16 protein-coding genes are annotated in these 15,224 nt (G+C 59.9%); 5 read left to right on the forward strand and 11 right to left on the reverse strand.

Annotated features, from left to right (window positions below; translation table 11 throughout):
• Positions 1 to 330: 330 nt before the first annotated feature.
• Both MA884_RS09675 and mobA read right to left on the reverse strand, forming a co-directional pair.
• Positions 331 to 552 carry a YgdI/YgdR family lipoprotein gene (locus MA884_RS09675; RefSeq protein ID WP_047226391.1) on the reverse strand — a complete coding sequence of 74 codons (222 nt, stop codon included), beginning with the start codon at positions 550 to 552 and terminating at the stop codon, positions 331 to 333.
• A gap of 76 nt (positions 553 to 628) precedes the next feature.
• Positions 629 to 1,231, reverse strand: coding sequence for a molybdenum cofactor guanylyltransferase MobA (gene mobA, locus MA884_RS09680; RefSeq protein WP_256230279.1), 603 nt, complete (start codon positions 1,229 to 1,231; stop codon positions 629 to 631).
• A gap of 78 nt (positions 1,232 to 1,309) precedes the next feature.
• Here mobA and moaB point away from each other — a divergent pair, with 78 nt between their 5' ends.
• Positions 1,310 to 1,849: a molybdenum cofactor biosynthesis protein B gene (gene moaB, locus MA884_RS09685; RefSeq protein ID WP_256230280.1), complete on the forward strand. Its 540-nt coding sequence runs from the start codon at positions 1,310 to 1,312 to the stop codon at positions 1,847 to 1,849.
• Entirely contained in the window at positions 1,833 to 3,059 is a 1,227-nt protein-coding gene (gene glp / locus MA884_RS09690; protein ID WP_256230282.1) for a gephyrin-like molybdotransferase Glp, read from the forward strand. The genes moaB and glp overlap by 17 nt, the downstream gene beginning before the upstream one ends.
• 61 nt (positions 3,060 to 3,120) lie before the next feature.
• On the opposite strand, the gene MA884_RS09695 is transcribed toward glp, so the two are convergent.
• Entirely contained in the window at positions 3,121 to 3,429 is a 309-nt protein-coding gene (locus MA884_RS09695) for a hypothetical protein (protein WP_256230283.1), read from the reverse strand.
• A gap of 340 nt (positions 3,430 to 3,769) precedes the next feature.
• Between MA884_RS09695 and yegS the strand changes: the two genes are divergently transcribed.
• Complete coding sequence (gene yegS, locus MA884_RS09700) at positions 3,770 to 4,687, forward strand: lipid kinase YegS (RefSeq protein ID WP_256230284.1); 918 nt, start codon at positions 3,770 to 3,772, stop codon at positions 4,685 to 4,687.
• On the opposite strand, the gene MA884_RS09705 is transcribed toward yegS, so the two are convergent.
• The 3 genes from MA884_RS09705 to MA884_RS09715 form a co-directional block, all read right to left on the reverse strand.
• Positions 4,671 to 5,330 carry a response regulator transcription factor gene (locus tag MA884_RS09705; RefSeq protein WP_256230285.1) on the reverse strand — a complete coding sequence of 220 codons (660 nt, stop codon included), beginning with the start codon at positions 5,328 to 5,330 and terminating at the stop codon, positions 4,671 to 4,673. The two genes, yegS and MA884_RS09705, sit on opposite strands and share 17 nt — an antisense overlap.
• Entirely contained in the window at positions 5,327 to 6,220 is an 894-nt protein-coding gene (locus MA884_RS09710) for a sensor histidine kinase (RefSeq protein ID WP_256230484.1), read from the reverse strand. Before MA884_RS09710 ends, MA884_RS09705 begins: the two co-directional genes overlap by 4 nt.
• 232 nt (positions 6,221 to 6,452) lie before the next feature.
• The gene (locus MA884_RS09715; RefSeq protein ID WP_256230286.1) at positions 6,453 to 6,923 is read right to left on the reverse strand and encodes a hypothetical protein; all 471 of its coding nucleotides are present in this window, start codon (positions 6,921 to 6,923) and stop codon (positions 6,453 to 6,455) included.
• A 481-nt stretch (positions 6,924 to 7,404) separates the two neighbouring features.
• Here MA884_RS09715 and MA884_RS09720 point away from each other — a divergent pair, with 481 nt between their 5' ends.
• Both MA884_RS09720 and MA884_RS09725 read left to right on the forward strand, forming a co-directional pair.
• A complete protein-coding gene (locus MA884_RS09720) occupies positions 7,405 to 8,328 on the forward strand; it encodes a chemotaxis protein CheV (protein WP_256230287.1) in 924 nt (307 codons plus the stop codon).
• A gap of 71 nt (positions 8,329 to 8,399) precedes the next feature.
• Entirely contained in the window at positions 8,400 to 9,209 is an 810-nt protein-coding gene (locus MA884_RS09725) for an MOSC domain-containing protein (RefSeq protein ID WP_256230289.1), read from the forward strand.
• 72 nt (positions 9,210 to 9,281) lie between these two features.
• Here MA884_RS09725 and MA884_RS09730 read toward each other — a convergent pair whose 3' ends face one another.
• From MA884_RS09730 to MA884_RS09750, 5 genes are all read right to left on the reverse strand, one after another.
• On the reverse strand, positions 9,282 to 9,566 hold the full coding sequence (locus MA884_RS09730; RefSeq protein WP_256230290.1) for a pyrimidine/purine nucleoside phosphorylase: 285 nt from the start codon (positions 9,564 to 9,566) through the stop codon (positions 9,282 to 9,284).
• Positions 9,567 to 9,661: 95 nt separating this feature from the next.
• Complete coding sequence (locus MA884_RS09735) at positions 9,662 to 10,204, reverse strand: exonuclease domain-containing protein (RefSeq protein WP_256230291.1); 543 nt, start codon at positions 10,202 to 10,204, stop codon at positions 9,662 to 9,664.
• 62 nt (positions 10,205 to 10,266) lie between these two features.
• Entirely contained in the window at positions 10,267 to 12,237 is a 1,971-nt protein-coding gene (locus tag MA884_RS09740; RefSeq protein ID WP_256230292.1) for an acetyl/propionyl/methylcrotonyl-CoA carboxylase subunit alpha, read from the reverse strand.
• A gap of 135 nt (positions 12,238 to 12,372) precedes the next feature.
• Positions 12,373 to 13,530 (reverse strand): citronellyl-CoA dehydrogenase, encoded by a 1,158-nt coding sequence (atuD, locus tag MA884_RS09745; RefSeq protein WP_256230293.1) that lies wholly within the window; start codon positions 13,528 to 13,530, stop codon positions 12,373 to 12,375.
• A gap of 46 nt (positions 13,531 to 13,576) precedes the next feature.
• Positions 13,577 to 15,193, reverse strand: coding sequence for an acyl-CoA carboxylase subunit beta (locus MA884_RS09750; RefSeq protein WP_256230294.1), 1,617 nt, complete (start codon positions 15,191 to 15,193; stop codon positions 13,577 to 13,579).
• Positions 15,194 to 15,224: the final 31 nt, after the last annotated feature.

A 15,224-nucleotide genomic window follows, 5' to 3' on the forward strand; every position in this document is an offset into this window, starting at 1 on the left:
TGGCCCTTCGCGGCGGGCCCACGGAGCAATGCCGGAGTGAGGGCACACCGAGCCTGGGCGAGGTGCCAAGTGGTGGGGCAAAGCGCTTTTGGTTACTTTTGGCGCTCTTCCAAAAGTGACCCGCCGTAAGGGCGGAACCCTAAGCAGCCGTTACCGCAGCAACGGATATGCACACTACCCGTCTGGAAAAAGGCGAGTAGATTTTTCAAAAAACAAAAAACAAAAAAACGGCGCTTTTCATTTCTGAAACAAGCGCCGTTTTTCCTAAGTGAACAGCATTACGCAAATATCGCGGGCTTTTCTGTATCTATCTGGCTGTGGCGTTGAAGATTACAAATCTTTAACGGTACGAACCTGATCCTTGTTCACGCGAGTCTCTTTACCGTCCAGTTGCTCGAATTCGTAGAAGCCGGTGTCTTCATCGTACTCGGGGGTGTCGACGGCCTGGATTTCGCGACCGTCATTCAAGGTAATCACTGTTGGCGATGCGCACCCGGCGAGAGTGGCGAGGCCCAGTGCGAGCATGAAAGTGGCGAGGGTCCGTTGAGTCATGGTGTTTCTCCGAAATAGGATTCTTCAAGTTACTGACCTTCAGACGTATACATCGCGCGCAAGTTCCTGGCTAGTGTCACTCTGACACACCTTTGTGTCCGCTGAGCAGTTCCGGCGTATTCAGATTTGCCAGGCGAATATCGTTTGCAGGGCATTGCAGGGCAATCGCATGCAGCGCCCGCATGATGCGACCCGGGCTGCGTTCGCCTTCGCTCCAGGCCTGTTCGAAGGCCGGTGCCAGAGCCACAGGAATGACGCACAGCAGCGGTTCCCAATGTTCACCATGACGTACCATCAGCGGTTTGTCGGGATGCTGGCTCGCCTGGCTGAGCATGCTGTCAAGCAGGCTGGCGTCGATTTGCGGTACATCACACGGCAGCACCAGCAGCGTTGGGTATCGTGCCACCTTGAGGCCCGCCCGGATGCCTGCCAACGGGCCGGGGAAGCCCTCTTCATCGTCATGCACCAATTGATCGGCATACAGCGCATAGCGTTCCGGGTTGCGGTTGCAGGAGATAATCAAGTCGTCGCTCAGCGCTCGGGTCCGTCTATGGAGATGGGCGATCAACGGTTCGCCCTGCCACTCCAGCAGGCCTTTGTCCTGCCCGCCCATGCGGTGTCCGCGCCCACCCGCCAGCAGCAGGATGGAGCATGATGGCAGGGAAGTGTTCGAGGTCATGGTGTATCTCCGCACGGGCGAAAAAATGAAGCGCTGTGATATAACACCGGGCTGTTTCCTCTACAACTGGACGAGCCTATGAAAGCCAAGGCTGATGTACCTTTCGTGCCGCTCAATATCGCGGTGCTGACAGTCAGTGATACCCGCACCTTTGAAACCGATACGTCCGGGCAGGTCTTTGTCGATCGGCTCACGGCGGCCGGTCACAACCTGGCGGCGCGAGTTCTGCTCAAAGATGATTTGTACAAGATCCGCGCGCAAGTCGCGAACTGGATAGCCGAGGACGTGGTGCAAGTGGTGCTGATTACGGGTGGCACGGGCTTCACGGGGCGCGATAGCACCCCCGAAGCTGTCGCGTGCCTGCTGGACAAGCAGGTCGACGGTTTCGGTGAGTTGTTTCGACAGATATCGGTGGCGGACATTGGCACTTCCACCGTTCAGTCGCGGGCGTTGGCAGGCCTGGCCAATGGCACGCTGGTTTGCTGTCTTCCTGGCTCTACCAACGCGGTTCGCACCGGTTGGGACGGGATCCTGGCCGAGCAACTGGATGCGCGGCATCGTCCGTGTAACTTCGTGGCCCATCTGAAAAAGGCGGCGCCTTGTGAATCCCGTGGGTAAACCGGGCAAGGCCGGCGCCTTGATGGCCGTGGAAGTGGCGTTGGAGCGTTTGCTCGCGATGGCGGCGGCCACGCCGATTACCCAGCGCGAGCGTTTGCCTTTGGCCGCGGCACAAGGCCGGGTGCTTGCAGAGGATGTGGTATCAACCCTTGATTTACCGCCATGGCCCAACAGCGCCATGGACGGCTACGCCTTGCGGCTGGCTGACTGCAAGGGTGAGCCTCTGGTGGTCAGCCAGCGGATTTTCGCCGGGCAGGCCCCGGAACCACTAGCCGCCGGGACTTGTGCACGGATCTTCACGGGAGCGCCAGTTCCTGCTGGCGCCGATTGCGTCGAAATGCAGGAAAACGCTGAGGTTGAAGCTGACCAGCGGATACGGTTCACCCGCCCCATGGTCAGCGGACAAAACATCCGCCCTCAGGGCCAGGAAACAACGATCGGGGAGCAGGTTCTCTCTTGCGGCACTCGCCTGGGCCCGATTGAGCTGGGGCTGGCGGCATCCCTGGGATGTGCGTCGCTGGAAGTGGTGCGCAAGGTGCGTGTTGCGGTCCTCTCCACCGGTGACGAGTTGGTTGAGCCAGGCCAGGCGCTAGGGCCTGGTCAGATCTATAACAGTAATCGCGTGCTGCTCTGTGGCTGGCTGCGGCGATTGGGCTGTGAAGTGGTCGACGCGGGTATTCTGCCCGACGACTTGCCAGCCACCCGCCAGCGTCTGGGTCAGCTGTCGGATGTCGACCTGATCCTGTCCACTGGAGGTGTCTCGGTGGGGGAGGCCGACTTCCTGGGTATTGCGTTGCGTGAAGAGGGTGAGCTGGCTCTTTGGAAGCTTGCCATCAAACCTGGGAAGCCTTTGACGTTCGGGCATTTCCGTGGCGTGCCCGTGATTGGCCTGCCTGGAAACCCGGCCTCGACACTGGTGACATTTGCACTGCTGGCTCGGCCGTACTTGTTACGACGTCAGGGTGTTAAGTCCGTGACGCCGCTCAAGTTCAAGGTGCCGGCCGGTTTCGTCTGGCCGAAGGCAGGCAGTCGCCGAGAATACTTGCGAGGCCGCATCGAGGACGGTCGGGCGATCATCTACCGGAATCAAAGCTCTGGTGTACTGCGTAGCGCGGCCTGGGCTGAAGGTCTGGTCGAAGTGCTCGAAGAGCGGACCCTTGTCGAGGGTGACGAAGTGGGGTTTATTCCCTTGAGCGAGGTCCTGGGCTAGCGCTGCAGCAGCGGGTGTTTTAGGCCCGAGTTGAGTGCTCGGGCTTCTACATCCAACCCATTCATCGCGAGAGCAGCATTACCAGTTGATCGAATCGACTGTTCGCAATCCAGCCCAGCAGGCCGATGACCACCGCCGCGGCGCCAGCCGAATAGGCGAGTCTGTGACGTATCACCTTCACATCGGTACGGATTTCATCCATGTCTTTGCGGATGTACTTAAGGTGGGTTTCCAGTTCAACGACGCGCGGTTCCAAATCAATTCCTCCAGCGAAATTACTGCAACTTTTGCATTCGTTTCGAGCGTCGGCCTGCTCGCTTCCAAATGATGCGAGCTGCCGCGGCGACAGCTTGTATTTATGGCTATACATGGGAGCTTTCATCCCTTTGGCCATAACTGTTCGAACCACTGTTCCGGCCCTTGCGGGCCGTGACGTATCCATCCATGGGTTAGGACATCCTTGTGTAATAAGCGTTTTAACGATCCAGCACAACAGAATGCCAAGGTGTCTCAATACCGGTGGAGGGTCAATTGAGCAGATTCGCCAGTTCTTGTAAGAAAATTCTTCGAGGAGAAGTATCGAGCGGGGCGAGCTGCTTGGCTGTTGTTCCCCATCGGCGGTGGGTCTTTTATTTAAATTGAATCAGCCTGGGCTTTTTCGGCCGTGTGAGTGGTCCCATTCCCTGTACCTTTCAACGATGGAGATGACGATGAGCAAAGGCAAGGCGCTGTTGATTTTGCATGGCAAACAAGCGCTCAACGAGGAGGTTCGCGCCGCCGTAATGCTCAAGCGCAAGCAGGGCTGGGATCTTGCGGTCCGGCTGACCTGGGAGGCCGGCGATGCCCAGCGATGTGTCGAGGAGGCGCTGGATGCCGGTTACACGAAGCTGATCGCCGGTGGCGGTGATGGGACCTTGCGTGATATCGCCGAGGCCATCGCGCGCAAGTCGAGCGACATCAGCCTGGTGTTGTTGCCGCTGGGCACGGCCAATGATTTTGCCCGGGCAGCCGGAATCCCGCTGGAGCCGGACCAGGCTCTGGACCTGCTGGATGTTGCGCCCCAGGCCATTGACCTGGGTGAAGTCAGCGGTCGGATTTTCCTGAACATGGCTACGGGTGGTTTCGGCAGTCAGGTGACGGCCAATACCTCCGAGGACCTTAAAAAGGTCTTGGGGGGCGCTGCTTACCTGTTCACCGGTTTATCGCGTTTCAGTGAGCTGAGTACGGCCTATGGAGAGCTACAGGGCCCCGATTTCCACTGGCAGGGCGATTTGTTGGCGCTGGGCATCGGCAATGGCCGGCAGGCAGGAGGCGGCCATGTGCTGTGCCCAGAGGCACTGGCCGATGATGGGTTGCTGGACATCAGCATCCTGCCAGCGCCTCAAGAAGTGGTCAGCACCTTGAGGGACCTGCTGGCCGGTGGCCTGGGCATCGACAACATGTTTGTGCGCGCCCGTTTGCCATGGGTGGAAATCAAGGTCGCCCAAGGCCTGGACATCAATCTTGATGGCGAACCGTTGCAGGTCGACAGTTTGCGTTTCACCGTATGTGCGAAGGCGCTGCGTGTGCACCTGCCATTGGGTTCGCCTCTGCTGGGCGGTTCGACGGCGCTCAATCGTCCAGGCTGATGATCTGCTCGCGCACGGCGAACAGCACCAGTCCGGCCACATCATGGATCTGCAGGCGCTTCATGATCTGTGCTCGATGGGTTTCAATGGTCTTGATGCTCAGGCTCAGGCCGTTGGCAATTTCCCGGGTGGACTTTCCGCGCACAATCAGTCGCAGGATCTCCAACTGGCGTGCCGTCAGGTTGTGGGTCTGACCCGGATCGGGTTGCGGCTTCTGGACGCGGGTCAATGCCTGGTTGATCACGGTATGGGCGATGGCTGGGCTCAGGTAGCGTTCGTTGTTGCGCAGCGCCTCCAGCGCGTGTTCCAGCTCGGTGGCCGTGGTGTCCTTGAGCAGATAGCCGTGGGCCCCCGATTCCAGCGCTTGCATGATCAACGCCGGATCGGTGTGCATCGACAGAATCAATACTTTGCTATGGGGGCGCACCCGTTTGAGCTGCCGCAACGCATCCAGGCCGTTGGTGTCTTTCATGGAGATGTCGAGCAAGACGATATCTGGCGCCAGCCGTTCTACCAGCTCCAGCAATTGCGCGCCGTCGCTGGCTTCTCCGACGACCGCATAGCCGGGGAGATCCATGACGAGGGCGCGCACGCCGGCCCTGATCAGCGAATGGTCATCTACCAGAAGCAAATTACAAGTCAATGGAGAACCTTATTCTTACTGGCCCGTTCCAGGGCACGAGGCGCCCAGGGAAAGCTTGCTTCGATGTGCGTGCCTTTGCCGGCCTCGCTGATGACTTTCAAGGTGCCGCCCAATTGTTCGACCCGCTCCGACATGCCGGCCATGCCGCGTTGTCCTTCGCGAGCGGGGTGGGAGGCCGGGACAAATCCACAGCCATCGTCGCTGATCAACAGTGTCAGGCCTTCGGGTAGCCGTTGCAGGCGCACCAGCAGATTTTTCGCCTGGGCATGACGCAAGATATTGGTAACAGCTTCCTGGGTGATTCGAAACGCGGCAACCGTCATCTCCTCCGGGATACCAGCCATGCGTTGCTGGCAGTCGAGACTCCATTTCACCTGGGTGTTAGCCAGCGTCTTGAGCAGGTGCGCACGCAGGCTGGCTTCAAGTCCCAGGCTGGTCAGTTGTCTTGGGTTGAGGATGGCTGATACGTCGCGAACCTTATTGAGGGTTTCGTCCAGTGTCTCGCAAAGGATCGTGCATTGGCCGTGCAGTTCTTCGGGCATCCGCCGCTTGAGCCATTCGCTTTGCAGCTTTGCCGCGGTCAGTAACTGGCCGATATCGTCGTGCAATTCGCGGCTGAGCCGATGGCGCTCGTTTTCCTGGACCTCGAGCAACCGATCGGCCAGCTCCTGAGGCTGGAACTTGATGGATTTGCGTGACAGGCGATGCTGGATCCAGACACAGGACATGGCCGCGATATTCAGCGCCAGCAGGCTCAACGGTACGGTATGGGCGAACAGGTAGGCCAGCAGGCCGCCGAGGGCCGAGCAGATGCACAACAATAACGTGAACCGGCGGGCATTTTCTCGAGAGGGTGGCCAGGTAATGATTGACTTGAGGCTGGCGTACATAACGGATGGAGCCAATGAATGTTCGCTGCGGGCAGGCCGGTCAGCGTATCTGACAGGCCGGGACGGGTAAACGTTTCAGGTCGAGGCGGCTTCGGCTGATGGCTTGATGCCGTTGCCCTGAACCGACTGACGCGGGAGATAGTACCACTTCATATTTCGTTGGTCGCGTTCAGGATGGGCGGCGTGAAAGTGCTATGTGCCAGGCGCGTCGGGCTGACTGCAATCATCGGCATCAAGCCTGTTTTTGCGAGTAGGGCACTAACGCCATGGGGCGCGAAGCGGGTAATGCCTGGTCGGGGCTCTGGCCCATCTGGAAGGCAAAGGCTTCGATCAGCGACGTCTGTTCGCTGCTGTCCAGGCCTAGTTGGCCGGTGGTGTGATCGACCAGTTCCAGTTGCCAGGCCATCAGCGTGAAGCAGTCCTTTAGAGCGCCCAGGGCTTGATCATGCAACTCAACATGACTTTGCGCGTGGCTGAGCAAGCCATGGATATGCAACGAAAATTCCGAAACAGCTTCCAGCGCCAGGGCATCGGCCTTGTTTGCCAACTTCAGCAGGGTGCTGAGCATGCAATCGATGGCGTCCTTGTCGTTGTTGATCAATTGCAGATGGTTCAGGCATTCCTCTGACTTGGCCAAAAGTGTTTCGGCCTCGATCAGAAATTCGGGAAGACGCTGACTCCAGTTCTTACGATCGTTCGGCATGCTTATCTCCACAACATCATGTCAGGCGAAATACAATCGCGTGTGGCGAACGGCTGGACCTCACGGCCGGCAACTAACGAAGACGCGCTGATACATCCTTGCCCTTGGGCAAAAGCGCGCTCGCAAACGATTGCACTGGCAGAATCGGCCAAAAGGCTGGAAGTCCGGTGTCCCGCAGTCGCGCACAAAAGCCTGACTCCATTCAGCAATGAGAATGGCGTCACATTAATGGCTATTGGATAGCGGGAATATCAGGTTGGTCCTGATTGTTCCTAGGGGAAACCCTTACGCAAGGGAACTTTGTGCGCAAACCGAGGTCGTGGTGCGCGGAGAGAGGGCGGATGAAATCCGTGAAGCCAGTAAAGCATGATGCTAATGTGACATCAATGCCCTGCGCGACATTTTATACAGGGGTCAAGATCCGGCCTGCACGGCCGATATCTCCTTTATGGATTCATCCGAACAAGCCCAGGAGTCATCGATGGCCGGCATTCTCGACACAGTAGATCAACGAACCCAACTGGTGGGTGAGAATCGCCTGGAAATTCTCATGTTTCGCCTGGCAGGGCGGCAGTTGTTCGCCATTAACGTATTCAAGGTCCAGGAAGTGCTGCAACTGCCGAAGTTGACGTTGATGCCGCAGCGCCATCCATTTGTGTGCGGCGTGGTCAATCTGCGGGGCCAGACGTTGCCGGTGATCGACCTGTCCCAGGCCATCGGGATGCGTCCGCTGGTGCCGGGCCCCAACAGCACCATTATCGTCACGGAATACAATCGTTCGGTTCAGGCGTTTCTGGTGGGCGGCGTGGACCGCATCGTCAACATGAACTGGGAAGCCATTTTGCCGCCCCCTACCAGCGCCGGACGCGAACACTACCTGACGGCCATCAGCAAAGTGGACGATCAGTTGGTGGAAATCATCGACGTGGAAAAAGTCCTGGCCGAAATCGTGCCGTACAACGCCAAGGTTTCCAGGGACAAGCTCGAAGACCCGGTGCTGGAGCGCGCCCGCGGACGAGAAGTGTTGCTGGTGGACGACTCCAATGTCGCGCTTTCGCAACTGCGCGACACCCTGGGGCAACTGGGTGTGAAAATGCACGTTGCCAGCGACGGCTTGAAAGCCCTGAACATGCTCAAGGCCTGGGCCGATTCCGGCGAAGTGATGACCGACAAATTGCTGATGATCTTCACTGACGCGGAAATGCCGGAGATGGACGGCTATCGCCTGACTACCGAGATCCGCAACGACCCGCGTCTGCGTGCGCTCTACGTGGTGCTGCACACCTCGCTGTCGGGCAGCTTCAACGATTCGATGGTCAAGAAGGTCGGCTGCGACAACTTCCTCTCCAAATTCCAGCCGGACAAGTTGGTTGATGTGGTGCGCCAGCGGCTGATGCTCGACTGAGGCCGATCATGGTTTGCTTCAACGGCTGGCTCGTATAAGGTGGCGTTTTTTCGTCTCCAGGAAAGTCGACCATGTTGCGGCTGAGCGCGCTGTATCGTTATCCGTTGAAGTCCGGCAAGGGGCAGCTCCTGCAGGGCATAGGCCTGGACAAGCTCGGCCTGGACGGTGACCGGCGCTGGATGCTGGTGGACGAGGGCAGCGGGCGTTTCCTGACCCAGCGCGCGGTGGCGAAGATGAGCCAGCTTTCGGCATTGTGGAACGAGGCAGGTGGTCTGACGCTCAGCGCACCGGGTTTCGATACCCTTGATGTACCGCTACCGCCTGCTGACGAAGAACAACGGCGCGGTGTGATCATTTGGCGCGACACCTTGCGCGTGCCGGATGCCGGTGACGAGGCGTCAGCCTGGGTCAGCGAGTTCATCGGCAAGCCCACTCGGCTGGTGCATGTGCCGGTAGAACTGGCGCGAACCACCGCCGCCGGTTACGGCAAGGATGACGACAAGGTTGCCTTCGCGGACGGTTTCCCATTGTTGCTGATCGGCCAGGGCTCCTTGCAGGACGTGTCTGATCGGGTCGGTCGCCCCTTGGAAATGCTGCGCTTTCGTCCCAATCTGGTGGTCGAAGGCAGCGAGGCGTTTGCCGAGGATGGCTGGAAGCGCATTCGTATTGGCGATGTGGACTTCCGGGTGGTCAAGCCCTGCTCGCGTTGCATCATGACCACGGTCGATCCGCAAACCGGCGAACGCGATCCGAACCGCGAACCCTTCGCCACGTTGCAGCAGTACCGCTCGACACCGGATGGCGCGATGTTCGGCCAGAACCTGGTCAATGACAGCAATGGTTGGCTTGAAGTGGGTATGCCGGTTGAAGTGCTCGAATAAACACCGCATTTGAAAAAGCAATGCCCGTGTCCACTGGACACGGGCATTTTTCATTACCCCGATGCCACAGGCTCAGCCGCGGTATTCACACAGGTAGGCGGTATCGACGGCGACTTTGAGCTGGAACTTGCTGTTGGCCGGTACATTGAACTGGTTGCCGGCCTCGAAGGTTTCCCAGTCGGTGCTGTCGGGCAGTTTCACGGTCAGGGCGCCGGAGACGACGTGCATGATTTCCCGCTGGGCCGTGCCGAACTCGTATTCGCCCGGAGCCATGACGCCGATGGTCGCAGGGCCTTCGGCAGTGCCGAAAGCGATCGACTTGACGGTACCGTCGAAGTACTCGTTGACTTTAAACATGGGCGATTCCTCGAAAAAAGGGGCTGCAAAAGGCCGGCCAGTATGCACAAGGCTTCAACGTTCGTCATCTGCCGCGCCGCAGTCATGGCGCGTGTTCAGCCTGGGAGTACCAGGGGTAATAACCGCGCTGTATTGCGCGCATCTTCCAGGGCGCGATGCTGTTGACCGCAGAATTGCAGGCCGGCCAGTTGCAGCGCTCCGTTGAGCCCCAGCGGTCGCTCCAGCCGGCGGGCCTTGGCGAAGCGCTGCTTGAGATTCATGTGCGGCACCTGGCCGAGGAAACTGTGCAGTGGCTGGTGTTGCCATTCCTGAAGCAATTGCTGACGGTCGTAATCGCCCCAACTGACCCAGCTTTCCAGGTTCGCGTGATACGGCGCCAGCCAGCGTTCGAACGCCGGCCAGACCTCGGCCAAGGGTGCGGCGCTGTCGATATTGGCCTGGGTGATGTGGGTCAGCTCGCGACAAAAAGATGTGAGCAAGGGACGCCTCAAGGGCCTTACAAAACGCTGGAAATGGTCCAGCTCGCGGCCGTCCCGATTCACCAGCGTGGCGCCGATTTCGATAATTTCCATTTCGGTAACCGGCCAACCACCTTCATCGGTGGTGGCCTCCAGATCAATCACCAGCCAGTGAGGCATCGCAGGGTTCCCGGTATCGGCGTGCTGATGGGATTGAGCGTAGTCAAACCCTGCGCATCCGCCTAGTGCGCTGTTTCAACCTGCAACAAAACCTGCCGGTTTTTCACCTGATCACCTTGCTTGACTTGCAATCTGCTGATCACCCCATCGATGCCCGCTTTGAGTGGGTGTTCCATTTTCATCGCCTCGAGCACCATCAGCAACTGCCCCTGGCGCACTGCAGTGCCTTCGCTGACCAGTACTTCGACGATAGCGCCGTCCATGGGCGCCTTGAGGGTCCCGTCGCTGGCGCTGGCCTTGGCTGTGATGGGGGCCTGGGTCCGATCTTGCAAATGCAGGCCGCCAGGGCGAGTGAACAGCCACAGGTCATTACCCTCGCGGCGCCAGGCATGATGTTGACGAATACCGTCGATCATCAGTGTTGCACCGCACTGGTCAACATCGAGCAACATCAGCTCGATCACACGCTCGGCTATCTGGATACGCAGCGTACCCCCGGATTCGACGGCCAGGGTCAGTGTCCAGTCGCGCTCGCCCAGACCGATGCGATAGCGCCGCGCCGCGCCGTTAGTGTTGCTCCATCCTGCCAGGTCGGGCGCATGACGTGCATGCATGGCCTGATAGAACGAGGCTGCGGCGATGGCGAGCTGCTCAGCCGAGGGGGCGTGGATCTGCAGGGCGGGATGATCGGCGCAGTGCTGCTTGATGAAACCGGTGCCGAAATCTCCATCAATAAATTGGGAATGCGCGAGCAGCCCCGCCAGCAAGCGCTGATTGCTTTGGACACCAAGCAGCACGCAATCCTCCACCGCGCGCAACAATTTGCGCCGGGCCTCTTCACGGGTGGCGCCGTGGGCGATGACTTTGCCCAGCATCGGGTCGTAGAAGGGGGTGATGGTCTGGCCTTCCAGCAGGCCGTGGTCGATGCGCAGGCTGTCCCGGGTGGGCGGTTCCCAGCCGATCAACCGTCCGGTCTGAGGCAGAAAATCCTCGGTGGGGTCTTCGGCGTAAAGCCGCGCTTGTATGGCGTGACCGTTGAGCTGTATCTGGTCCTGGCGCAGGGGCAGCGGCAGCCCGGCGGCTACATCCAGTTGCCAGGCCACCAGGTCCAGGCCGGTAATCATCTCGGTGACCGGATGTTCGACCTGCAGGCGCGTGTTCATCTCCAGAAAGTAAAAACCGCCGTCCGGGGCGAGCAAAAACTCCACGGTCCCGGCGCCCACATAATTGACCGCGCGACCCGCCTTGAGCGCGGCGTCACCCATGGCCTGGCGCAGATTGGCGGTCATGACCGGGCAGGGCGCTTCTTCAATGATCTTCTGGTGACGTCGCTGGATCGAGCAGTCCCGTTCGCCCAAATGGACAAGATTGCCGTGGTGATCACCGAAAACCTGGATTTCCACATGCCGAGGATTGATCAATGCCTGTTCGAGGATCAATTCATCGTTACCAAAACCATGCAGTGCCTCGGAGCGTGCGGTGCGCAACTGTTCCAGCAGGTCTTCAGCCCGCCAAACCAGGCGCATGCCTCGGCCCCCACCGCCGGCGCTGGCCTTGATCATCAACGGATAGCCGATGCGCTCGGCTTCAAGGCGTAAGGTGTTGTCGTCCTGATCCGAGCCTTGGTAGCCGGCGATGCACGGTACGCCGGCGGCAATCATGGCGATTTTTGCGCGGCGTTTGCTGCCCATCAGGTCGATGGCGTCGGGGCTCGGGCCGATGAACACGATACCGGCCTCCTCGCAGGCCCTGGCAAACCCGGCGTTTTCCGAAAGGAAACCGTAACCGGGGTGGATCGCATCGGCGCCCGTGCGCCGGGCTGCATCGAGAATGGCCGGCTGATTGAGGTAGGACTGCTGCACCGGTGCCGCACCGATGAGTACCGCTTCATCGGCCATGCGCACGTGCAGCGCGGCGGCGTCGGCTTCGCTGAACACCGCCACGGTGCGATAGCCCAGGGCCTGGGCGGTGCGCTGGATCCGGCAGGCGATTTCACCGCGATTGGCGATGAGGATCTTGCTGAAGGCGGGCATGGTGGTCATTCCTGGGTTTTCCCGGTGGCTGTCAGGGCCTCATCGCGAGCAAGCTTTGCTCCCACAGATGAACGTGTTGCAACTCCACTGTGGGAGCAAAGCTTGCTCGCGATGGCGGCCTGGCAGGCGATGCATTCACTTTTTCTTCCCCGGCAAAATGCCCATGAGTTTGCAGATGATGCCGAGCATGATCTCGTCCGCACCGGCGCCAATGGACACCAGTCGCACGTCGCGATACGCCCGCGCCACCGGGTTGTCCCACATGAAACCCATGCCGCCCCAATATTGCAGGCAGCTGTCGGTGACTTCCCGGGCCAGGCGCCCGGCCTTGAGCTTGGCCATGGACGCCAGCCGCGTTACATCCTGGCCGTTGATGTACTGCTCGGTGGCCTGGTAGACCAGTGCTCGCAGGCATTCGATTTCGCTGGCCAGTTCCGCCAGGCGAAAGTGGATCACCTGGTTGTCGATCAGAGCGGTGCCGAAGGTCTTGCGGTCCTTGCAGTACGCGATGGTGCTGTCGATGCAGTGCTCCATGCCCTTGAGCATGTTCGCGGCGCCGAACAGTCGTTCTTCCTGAAATTGCACCATCTGCATCATGAACCCGGCGCCTTCCTGGCCAATGCGATTGCGTTGCGGCACCCGTACGTCGTCAAAGAATACCTGGGCGGTTTCCGAACTGCGCATGCCGAGCTTGTCCAGATGCCCGCCGAGGCTGATACCAGGGCTGTTCATCGGCACCATGATCAGTGATTTGTTGATGTGGGGCTTGTCGTCCGAAGTGTTGACCAGCAGGCACATGAAATCGGCGCTCGGTGAATTGGTGATCCACATCTTGCTGCCGTTGATGATGTAGTCATCGCCATCCTTGCGGGCTGTGGTCTTGAGCCCGGCGACATCGGAGCCGGCCCCGACCTCCGAGACGCCGATGCAACCTACCTGCTCACCGCTGATGGCCGGGCGCAAGAACGCTTCACGCAACTCATCGGAGCCGAAACGCGCCAGGGCCGGGGTGCACATGTCGGTCTGCACGCCGATGGACATCGGCACGCCGCCGCAATGAATGGTGCCGAACTCCTCGGCGGCGACGATCGAATAGCTGTAGTCCAGGCCCATGCCGCCGAATTGTTCCGGCTTGGATATACCCAGCAATCCCAGTTCACCGGCCTTGCGGAACACCTCGTGGATGGGAAATCGTCCGGCCTTTTCCCATTCGTCGACGTAGGGGTTGATGTGGTGGTCGACAAACTGGCGAACGGTGCGCCGCAGAGCTTCGTGTTCCTGGGTGAAGATCATTTTTTATTGTTCTCCTGTGGGCAGCGGTCAAAAGTCCTTCACCCGTTCAAAAACGGGCCACACCGAAGCTGTTGGGTTGCAGCGGTCGAAGCTCAGCCTCGTGGCAGATATCCAGCAGGTAGCCTAGCAACGTGCGCGTGTCCCGCGGGTCGATGAGCCCGTCATCCCAGAGGTTGGCGCTGCCGTATAGCGCAGTGGACTGACTGTCGAGTGTCTGTGCGGTGGTTTGTTCGAGCAGGTCCAGCATCTTCGGGTCGGGGGTGAGGCCGTTTTTGATCTGCGTGGCCTGCGTGATGATGCGCAGAACCTTGCCGGCCTGGGCACCGCCCATCACCGCCGTATGGCTGTTGGGCCAGGCGAAAATGAAGCGAGGATCCAGCCCCCGGCCGCACATGGCGTAATTGCCGGCGCCGTAGGAACCGCCCACCACGACTGTCAGCTTGGGCACCCGGGCGTTGGCGACGGCCTGGATCATCTTCGCCCCGTGTTTGATCACGCCTTGTTGTTCCGACTCGGTGCCGACCATGAATCCGGTGGTGTTGTGCAGGAACAGCAGCGGTGTACGGCTTTGATCGCACAGCTGGATGAACTGCGCGGCTTTGCTCGCACCTTTGGGCGTGATCGGGCCATTGTTGCCGATCAGGCCACAGGCATGGCCACGAATGCGCAGGTGGCCACAAATCGTCTGTTGATCGAACTCGCTTTTGAATTCCAGGAAGTCCGAACCGTCGGCGAGGCGGGCGATGATTTCCCGCACGTCATAGGGTTTTTTCGGGTCGTCGGGGATCAACCCCAGCAACTCATCGACTGGGTAGCGCGGCTCTTGCCAGGTCCGCTCAGGCTGAGGCGACGGTTGCTCGTTCCAGGACATCAGGCTGACGATCTCCCGGGCCAGGCGTATGCCATCGGCGTCATTCTCGGCCAGATATTCGGCGGTGCCCGTCACCTGCGCATGCATTTGCGCACCGCCCAGTTCCTCTTCGGTGGCGACTTCGCCAGTGGCGGCCTTGAGCAGCGGTGGCCCGGCCAGAAACAGCCGTGCTTTGTCGCGCACCACCACCACGTAATCCGAGAGCCCCGGCTGGTAGGCCCCGCCCGCGGTGGCCGAGCCATGCACCACGGTGATCTGCGGCAAGCCCATGGCCGACATCCGCGCCTGATTGGCGAAGCTGCGCGCACCTTCGACAAAAATCTGCGCGGCATAATTGAGGTTGGCGCCACCGCTTTCGGCCAAGGTGATGACCGGCAGTTTGTTCTCCATGGCGATCTGTTGCAGACGCAGGGTCTTGTTCAAGCCGCTGGGGGAGATGGTCCCGCCTTTGATCGCGCTGTTGTTCGCCACCACTAACACCCGCGCGCCGGACACGTAGCCGATTCCCGCGATCAAGCCGCCACCGGCCTGGCTGCCGTCCTTGTCGTCATGGAGTTTGTAGCCGGCCAGGCTCGCCAGTTCCAGGAACGGCGCGCCGGGGTCCAGCAGCAGATTCAGACGCTCGCGTGGCAGCAGTTGGCCGCGTTGATCGAATTTGGCCTGGGCTTGGGTGGCTTTCTCCAGCACCGTCTGTTCGATCTGGCGCAGGTGTGCCACGCCAGCCAGCATCGCGGCGCGGTTGCGGGCGAAGTCGGTGCTGTGAGTGTCAAGGTGCGATTCGATGACTGGCATGGGTGTTCCTTGTGCTCGAACCGAACGCCAG

The sequence above is a fragment of the Pseudomonas sp. Q11 genome (assembly GCF_024494355.1).
Classification (GTDB): Bacteria; Pseudomonadota; Gammaproteobacteria; order Pseudomonadales; family Pseudomonadaceae; genus Aquipseudomonas; species Aquipseudomonas hefeiensis.

What these genes read in the sequence shown, in the direction of transcription:
- MA884_RS09715 (WP_256230286.1), bottom strand. Translation starts at nt 6,923, where the DNA reads ATGCCGAACGATCGTAAGAACTGGAGTCAGCGTCTTCCCGAATTTCTG.
- MA884_RS09735 (WP_256230291.1), bottom strand. Translation starts at nt 10,204, where the DNA reads ATGCCTCACTGGCTGGTGATTGATCTGGAGGCCACCACCGATGAAGGT.
- MA884_RS09740 (WP_256230292.1), bottom strand. Translation starts at nt 12,237, where the DNA reads ATGCCCGCCTTCAGCAAGATCCTCATCGCCAATCGCGGTGAAATCGCC.
- MA884_RS09730 (WP_256230290.1), bottom strand. Translation starts at nt 9,566, where the DNA reads ATGTTTAAAGTCAACGAGTACTTCGACGGTACCGTCAAGTCGATCGCT.
- MA884_RS09750 (WP_256230294.1), bottom strand. Translation starts at nt 15,193, where the DNA reads ATGCCAGTCATCGAATCGCACCTTGACACTCACAGCACCGACTTCGCC.
- moaB (WP_256230280.1), top strand. Translation starts at nt 1,310, where the DNA reads ATGAAAGCCAAGGCTGATGTACCTTTCGTGCCGCTCAATATCGCGGTG.
- mobA (WP_256230279.1), bottom strand. Translation starts at nt 1,231, where the DNA reads ATGACCTCGAACACTTCCCTGCCATCATGCTCCATCCTGCTGCTGGCG.
- MA884_RS09725 (WP_256230289.1), top strand. Translation starts at nt 8,400, where the DNA reads ATGTTGCGGCTGAGCGCGCTGTATCGTTATCCGTTGAAGTCCGGCAAG.
- yegS (WP_256230284.1), top strand. Translation starts at nt 3,770, where the DNA reads ATGAGCAAAGGCAAGGCGCTGTTGATTTTGCATGGCAAACAAGCGCTC.
- MA884_RS09720 (WP_256230287.1), top strand. Translation starts at nt 7,405, where the DNA reads ATGGCCGGCATTCTCGACACAGTAGATCAACGAACCCAACTGGTGGGT.
- MA884_RS09695 (WP_256230283.1), bottom strand. Translation starts at nt 3,429, where the DNA reads ATGTATAGCCATAAATACAAGCTGTCGCCGCGGCAGCTCGCATCATTT.
- atuD (WP_256230293.1), bottom strand. Translation starts at nt 13,530, where the DNA reads ATGATCTTCACCCAGGAACACGAAGCTCTGCGGCGCACCGTTCGCCAG.
- MA884_RS09675 (WP_047226391.1), bottom strand. Translation starts at nt 552, where the DNA reads ATGACTCAACGGACCCTCGCCACTTTCATGCTCGCACTGGGCCTCGCC.
- MA884_RS09710 (WP_256230484.1), bottom strand. Translation starts at nt 6,220, where the DNA reads ATGTACGCCAGCCTCAAGTCAATCATTACCTGGCCACCCTCTCGAGAA.